Origin of the sequence: Enterobacter sp. CM29, assembly GCF_013179605.1 — a bacterium.
GTDB classification, from domain to species: domain Bacteria; phylum Pseudomonadota; class Gammaproteobacteria; order Enterobacterales; family Enterobacteriaceae; genus Enterobacter; species Enterobacter intestinihominis.
This window is the reverse complement of sequence record NZ_JABMCU010000226.1, coordinates 1-6601: the sequence shown is the minus strand read 5'-3', so window position 1 is coordinate 6601 and position 6601 is coordinate 1. Positions and strand designations below refer to the sequence as shown.

Below are 6601 nucleotides of genomic sequence, written 5' to 3'. Positions count from 1 at the left end.
TTGATACAGCTCGGCAAAGCGCATCATCTTGATGCCCACTACATCACCCGCCTGTTCCAGCTCATCATTGAAGATTCCGTTCTGACGCAACAGGCCCTGCTCCAGCAGCATCTGAACAAAACCAACCCGCACTCTGCTCGGATCGCTTTCCTCGGCCCGAAAGGTTCTTATTCTCACCTGGCGGCTCGCCAGTACGCAGCCCGTCATTTCGAAGAGTTCATTGAGAGCGGTTGTGCAAAATTTGCAGACATCTTCAACCAGGTCGAAACCGGCCAGGCAGATTACGCCGTGGTGCCTATTGAGAACACCAGTTCCGGCGCCATCAACGATGTTTACGATCTGCTCCAGCACACCAGCCTGTCGCTGGTCGGTGAGCTGACTATTCCTATCGATCACTGCGTGCTGGTCTCTGGCTCAACCGATCTGAGTCAGATCGAAACGGTGTACAGCCACCCGCAGCCGTTCCAGCAGTGCAGCCAGTTCCTGAACCGTTATCCGCACTGGAAAATTGAGTACACCGAAAGCACCTCGGCGGCGATGGAAAAAGTGGCGCAGGCAAACTCTCCTGCCGTCGCGGCACTCGGTAGCGAAGCGGGCGGCGCGCTGTATGGCTTACAGGTGCTGGAACGCAATCTGGCCAACCAGACGCAAAATATCACCCGTTTCGTGGTTCTTGCCCGCAAGGCCATCAACGTGTCGGACCAGGTCCCGGCGAAAACCACCCTGCTGATGGCGACCGGCCAGCAGGCGGGTGCGCTGGTTGAAGCGCTGCTGGTGCTGCGTAATCACAACCTGATCATGACGAAGCTGGAATCCCGCCCAATACATGGCAACCCGTGGGAAGAGATGTTCTATCTCGACGTTCAGGCCAACCTGGAGTCTGCATCCATGCAGAAAGCCCTGCGCGAACTGGGCGAGATCACACGCTCCATGAAAGTACTGGGCTGCTATCCGAGCGAAAACGTGGTCCCGGTCGATCCGGCTTAATGTTCGATAAAGCGGCTTTTCTTCATCCCTGCCACATTTACAGGCAGGGTGAAGATGGCACCGGAAAGCGGGTATTTCGCCAGCTCCTCCGCCTCCATATTTTCCCGCGTGGTGGTGATAAACAGCGTTTTCATATCGTCGCCGCCAAAGCAGACCATTGTCGGGCAGCGTACCGGCAGCCGGTATTCTTCCAGCTGTACGCCTTGCGGTGAAAACCGTGCGATACGCCAGCCGTCAAACAGTGCGCTCCAGTAGCAGCCTTCCTCATCCATTGCCGCTCCGTCGGGTATACCGTCTCCCTCGCTAAAACGGCGAAACTCTGCGCGCTTACCGGGTTCCCCCTGCTCATCAAGCGGCGTACGGTAAATCACACCGTTCGGCGTATCAGAAGTAAACATCCACCGTTTGTCAGGACTAAACGCTAAACCGTTATGCCCCTGAATATCGCACTGGATCACTTTCGGTGTCAGGTCGTTGTCGATACGCATCAACATGGCGCCGTTATAATCTCCCGGCCCCCAGAACGTGCCCGCATAAAACCGTCCCTGATGGTCGGTGCCTCCATCGTTAAAGCGTGCAAGCTGCGGGTTGGACGGGTTATCGCAAACCTTACGCTGGAGCAGGCCATGTTTATCGGTCAGCCAGATGGCGTTTCGCATCGCGACGATAAATCCGCCGCGTTCACGCAGGGCAAAACACCCAACTTCTTCATGGAATGAGAGCACCGAGTGTTCCGCGGTGGGCAGATGGTACCGATGAATCTCCCCTTCCAGAATATCCGCCCAGTAGAGCGCCTTTTCTTCAGCACTCCACGTCGGGCATTCGGGCAGATGCCCGGTATAGTTCAACAGCAGCTGCGGTTCAGCCATGACAGTTCCCCAAAATGAAAAAAGCCAGCATTGCTGTTTTAATTTTAGACGCAATAGGCTGAAACAAAAGGATTTGTTTCTGACGATGTCCACACGTCGTCCACGCATCGAAAAAGCCCTGCCATGTGCAGGGCTTTCTTTTGGTCACATCCAGTGGATTTGTTGCTGGCCTGATTGCGTCGGGTGCGGCGGCGCTGGTACTACTTCACCCGGCGAAACGATAAAGCTCTCGACCGTCTCAGTGGTGATGAACGTGCAACTGCAAATGATGTTTGTGCACTGATGATACAGCTCCTTGCCTGTGCGGCGCGCATGGCCTGCGCCTTTGAGCCGCACCAGCGCTGTCACTGGCTGGCAAAAACTGGAATAAAAAATGAATGCAAACTCATCCACTGATGCATGCACATCTAAAATTGTGAATCAACTCGTCCAATTAATGATTTCGTCCAGCCCGGAAAGTATTGCAGGAAAATAACTTTCATCCATTCCAAGACTATCACTGACTACGACGCTTTCAGCAGGATTTTCCGGCCTTAGCGTTAATGTTAAAAGCACCCCACGCCCTGTTGATGATGGTGAAAACACAAGATTTAACTGATTTTCTGTGCTATCAAAAATCACCTCACGAGCCTTCGTGCCATCAACTAAACTTCTATGTAACTCCCTGAGTTTAGCTTTAAGAGCATTAAGCTCTCCGACATTAAAGGATGCCTGATATTGTGTTTTAAGCTCGGGTAGTTCGTACTCCACATAGGTATGTATCCAGTCATACTCTGGTATGTCAGGGGTATTATCACGCCCAAAGGGAGAAATCCGTAAAATTTTCCTGTCGCTAATTATCTCAATCATATTCCCCCCATCACTTGTATAAAAAATGAGTTATTGTCCAGTCTTTCTCACGCACCAATACTTCTATCATATATTTTTTATAATAATAGGTTCCTTTTTTCGCCCGATTCTCAACAAGTTTATATATCTCAGATTCGTAACGAAAAAGACCTTGAGCCTTTTGAGGATCTGGCGTTCTTTTGCCGTAGCGAATAACTTTTTCCTGAAGTTGCAAGGGCACATATCGCGCGGGATTAAGCATATGTTTAGCAGGAGTTGCGGTCATTTTAAGGGTTCGTGCAGATAACCCCATTTTCAGCCGACCACGTAAGAGACTGATAGTAGCCTCACTGAGCCTCACAGTTACAGCGGTTTTAACTCCACTCTCCAGTAACGCTTTACCAGCCCGAAAAAGACGAAATGCACCCAAGGCAATTAATACGATGTCTGTTGGGTCAATCAGGGGGGCTTCTAGTGGCGCTTCTTCCAGCCTGACAAACATGCCGTCGATATCATAAATCTGCCATAAACCGGGAGCCTGAGAGACTGAATAGCCAATACACATCCCGGTTTCGTCATCAACAATGGGTTTTGAATTCAGTGGAGGATTGCGGGGGCGAAATTCGAAGTATTCACCGGCTGGTAATGTTGACTGGAAGGTGTAGAAACGTCCTGGCTCGTCCGTAATTAATCCAACGCTCATTGTCCTAATTTCCTTTTGGGCTAACCTTTGGGGTCATCATAATGGACGTTTTTACTTCAATCTACTTTCCTGACTCTGATTTTATCGACTTAGAGGCTAACGCCTCGCCGCGCTCGTTGTTCAACACCACCGGCACTGAAAGCAAATTTCAGCACCGGCGGTGCTGGCATTATTCGCGTATGGCTCATTTTAACCACCCATTTTTTTAGCATCATCACAAGCTCGTCTGAATATTGCCAGGCTCCGTTATCAGCCACGAAGCCCCAGCCGAAACACCGTTAGTCATTTCATATCCAACAGCCAGCCCTGGCGGGTGTAAAATTTCGTGATTAATTCTGAAAACCAGCCCCTTCTCGCTTAGTTCTTTCCAGTTCATGATTGTCATACCGCAGTCGGCGTCATCCAGCATCAACTGGAAACTCAACATTACATAATTTGCCACCCACTCAGTTAAATCGATAACATTCGTTACCCTCACTGACACGCGTTTTCGGTATACCCTCTTTCTTGTATCAGGCATGTTCACGAAGCTGATTCAACTTTAAGAGTTTGCTGGGGTGCACCCCGTTCATGGTTTGCCACCATTGGCAGAGGCTAACCCTGAAATGGCTTTCCTTAACAAAGCAGAAAGTGCGCTGCTGCTTAAGTCATTTACAGGTGAGGATCTGCTGGTTGCCCTGCTGGGGATTAGTACCGGCGGGCGGTGGTCAGAGCTGGCAACACTCAAACCGGCACAAATAGTAAACGGGCGCGTGACATTCCTGAAAATCAAAAACGCAAAAAAGCGCACTGTACCGATTTCTTCTGAGCTTGAATCGCTGATAAAGAAGAATACCAGCGGGAATCTGTTCAACGTCGATTACGTGAGTTTTTGCAAAGTGCTGAAGATGGTTAAACCTGATATTCCTGCAAATCAGGCAACGCATATTTTGCGTCATACCTTCGCAAGTCATTTCATGGTGAACGGGGGTAACATCATTTCATTACAGCAAATACTGGGTCATGCAAACATCCAGCAGACGATGACTTATGCGCATTTGTCACCGGAGTACCTGCAAAATGCCGTGGCATTGAATCCGCTTTCAGGAGGGATATCGCTGTAGGTTCTGCTCCCCCCGGAGTGTCCACATTGCGTCCACACTTCGGGGTATTAGAAACGGTTCCAGATGGTTACAGCTTTTTAAATTACTGTTTTTATTAGTGATAATTTAAATGGTTGATAAACCACATCCACCCATTATATGAAAAAAGCCAGCATTGCTGGCTTTTAATATATACATCATCAGATTACTGGCGACTGTCATTTGCCTGGCGCAACAGCGTGCGGCTTTCACTCTGGAATCGCGTGGCGTAATCACCGAACCAGTGCTCCACTTTACGGAAACTGTCGATAAACGCTTGTTTATCGCCGTGTTCCAGCAAGGTGATCGCTTCGCCAAAACGCTGATAGTAGCGCTTGATCAGCGCCAGGTTATTTTCAGACGACATGATGATGTCGGCGTAAAGCTGTGGATCCTGGGCAAACAGTCGCCCGACCATCGCCAGCTCCAGACGATAGATTGGCGAGGAAAGCGCCAGCAGTTGTTCAAGCTGAACGTTCTCTTCCGCCAGGTGCAGACCATAGGCGAAGGTTGCAAAGTGGCGCAGCGCCTGAATAAACGCCATGTTCTGATCGTGCTCAACCGCACTGATACGGTGCAAACGTGCCCCCCAGACCTGAATCTGTTCCAGGAACCACTGATACGCTTCCGGCTGACGACCGTCGCAGTAAACCACTACCTGCTTCGCCAGGCTGCCGCTGTCCGGGCCAAACATCGGGTGTAACCCAAGCACGGGCCCGGTGTGCGCCGCCAGCATTGCCTGTAGAGGGCCATTTTTAACGGACGCCAGATCCACCAGAATGCAATCATCCGGCAGCGGAGGAAGTTTCGCGATAATCTGCTCCGTCACATGAATCGGTACGCTGACGATAACCATTCCGGCATCCTTCATGAGTTCCGGCGCATGCGGCCAGTCCTCTTTTTCCAGGATGCGCACCTGATAGCCAGAAAGCGTCAGCATTTTTTCAAACAGACGCCCCATCTGGCCGCCGCCACCGACAATCACCACCGGACGCAGCGACGGACAGAGAGTTTTGAAGCCCTTATCGTTTTCGCTGGAATAGGATTCCCGCATCACACGACGCAGGACATCTTCAATTAAGTCCGGTGAAACGCCCAGCGCCTGTGCCTCTTTACGGCGGGAGGCGAGCATAGAGGCCTCACGCTCCGGAACGTAAATTGGCAGGCCGTATTTGCTTTTAACTTCGCCGACCTCAGCAACCAGTGCCATGCGGCGCGCCAGCAGGTCCAGCAACGCCTTATCCACTTCATCAATTTGATCGCGTAATGCGGTCAATTCAGCAACCATAACTATCCTCTTATGCCAGACGCGTCGCCAGCTGGCCGTTCAAATCTTTGTGGATCTCACGCAGTAGCGCATCAGTGGTTTCCCAGCTGATGCAAGCATCCGTGACCGAGACGCCGGGCTTCATCGCGCTACGCGGCTGTTCCGATGACTGATTGCCTTCATGAATATTACTTTCAATCATCAGGCCGATAATTGAACGGTTACCATCTTTAATCTGTGCAATCACAGATTCTGCAACCGCAGGCTGGCGACGGTAATCTTTATTCGAATTACCATGACTGCAATCTACCATCAGCGCCGGACGCAGTCCCGCCTGTTCCATCTCTTTTTCACACTGCGCGACATCCGCCGGGCTGTAGTTTGGCGCTTTACCACCGCGCAGGATCACATGCCCGTCCGGATTGCCCTGCGTTTGCAGCAGGCATACCTGGCCCGCCTGGTTGATCCCGACAAAACGATGGGGCATGGCGGCGGCGCGCATGGCGTTAATCGCCGTGGCCAGGCTGCCGTCGGTACCGTTTTTAAAACCAACCGGCATAGACAGGCCAGACGCCATCTCGCGGTGGGTTTGTGACTCGGTGGTGCGCGCCCCAATCGCAGACCAGCTAAACAGATCGCCGAGGTACTGCGGGCTGTTCGGATCCAGCGCTTCGGTTGCCAGCGGCAGCCCCATGCTGACCAGCTCCACCAGCAGGCGACGCGCAATCTTCAGGCCCGCTTCCACATCAAACGAGCCATCCATGTGCGGATCGTTAATCAACCCTTTCCAGCCAACCGTTGTACGTGGCTTTTCAAAATAGACGCG

Annotated in this window: 7 protein-coding genes and 1 pseudogene; 2 read left to right on the top strand and 6 right to left on the bottom strand. The window is 51.6% G+C overall.

Translation table 11 applies throughout. The features are described from left to right. On the top strand, positions 1–987 hold a 987-nt coding region (pheA, locus tag HP459_RS20270), incomplete at its 5' end, for a bifunctional chorismate mutase/prephenate dehydratase (RefSeq protein WP_171936723.1). Here pheA and HP459_RS20265 read toward each other — a convergent pair. The 4 genes from HP459_RS20265 to HP459_RS20250 form a co-directional block, all read right to left on the bottom strand. Further along, positions 984–1856 (bottom strand): SMP-30/gluconolactonase/LRE family protein, encoded by an 873-nt coding sequence (locus HP459_RS20265; protein ID WP_154052035.1) that lies wholly within the window; start codon positions 1854–1856, stop codon positions 984–986. The two genes, pheA and HP459_RS20265, sit on opposite strands and share 4 nt — an antisense overlap. A 144-nt stretch (positions 1857–2000) precedes the next feature. Beyond that, positions 2001–2204 carry an ogr/Delta-like zinc finger family protein gene (locus HP459_RS20260; RefSeq protein WP_071788728.1) on the bottom strand — a complete coding sequence of 68 codons (204 nt, stop codon included), beginning with the start codon at positions 2202–2204 and terminating at the stop codon, positions 2001–2003. Positions 2205–2276: 72 nt separating this feature from the next. After that, complete coding sequence (locus HP459_RS20255; RefSeq protein WP_023298399.1) at positions 2277–2705, bottom strand: hypothetical protein; 429 nt, start codon at positions 2703–2705, stop codon at positions 2277–2279. Between the two features lie 10 nt (positions 2706–2715). Then, positions 2716–3387, bottom strand: coding sequence for a hypothetical protein (locus HP459_RS20250; RefSeq protein ID WP_253939660.1), 672 nt, complete (start codon positions 3385–3387; stop codon positions 2716–2718). A 500-nt stretch (positions 3388–3887) separates the two neighbouring features. On the opposite strand from HP459_RS20250, the pseudogene HP459_RS20245 reads away from it, so the two are divergent. Then, positions 3888–4490: pseudogene (locus HP459_RS20245) on the top strand (tyrosine-type recombinase/integrase); the annotation flags it as partial. 184 nt (positions 4491–4674) lie between these two features. On the opposite strand, the gene tyrA reads toward HP459_RS20245, so the two are convergent. Continuing rightward, positions 4675–5796 carry a bifunctional chorismate mutase/prephenate dehydrogenase gene (tyrA, locus tag HP459_RS20240; RefSeq protein ID WP_171936722.1) on the bottom strand — a complete coding sequence of 374 codons (1122 nt, stop codon included), beginning with the start codon at positions 5794–5796 and terminating at the stop codon, positions 4675–4677. Positions 5797–5806: 10 nt separating this feature from the next. Beyond that, positions 5807–6601 (bottom strand): 3-deoxy-7-phosphoheptulonate synthase AroF (aroF, locus tag HP459_RS20235; protein ID WP_171936721.1); only part of this gene is annotated, 795 nt, incomplete at its 5' end.

Coding starts and splice junctions, on each gene's coding strand:
- HP459_RS20265 (WP_154052035.1), bottom strand. CDS start 1,856: ATGGCTGAACCGCAGCTGCTGTTGAACTATACCGGGCATCTGCCCGAA.
- HP459_RS20255 (WP_023298399.1), bottom strand. CDS start 2,705: ATGATTGAGATAATTAGCGACAGGAAAATTTTACGGATTTCTCCCTTT.
- HP459_RS20250 (WP_253939660.1), bottom strand. CDS start 3,387: ATGAGCGTTGGATTAATTACGGACGAGCCAGGACGTTTCTACACCTTC.
- tyrA (WP_171936722.1), bottom strand. CDS start 5,796: ATGGTTGCTGAATTGACCGCATTACGCGATCAAATTGATGAAGTGGAT.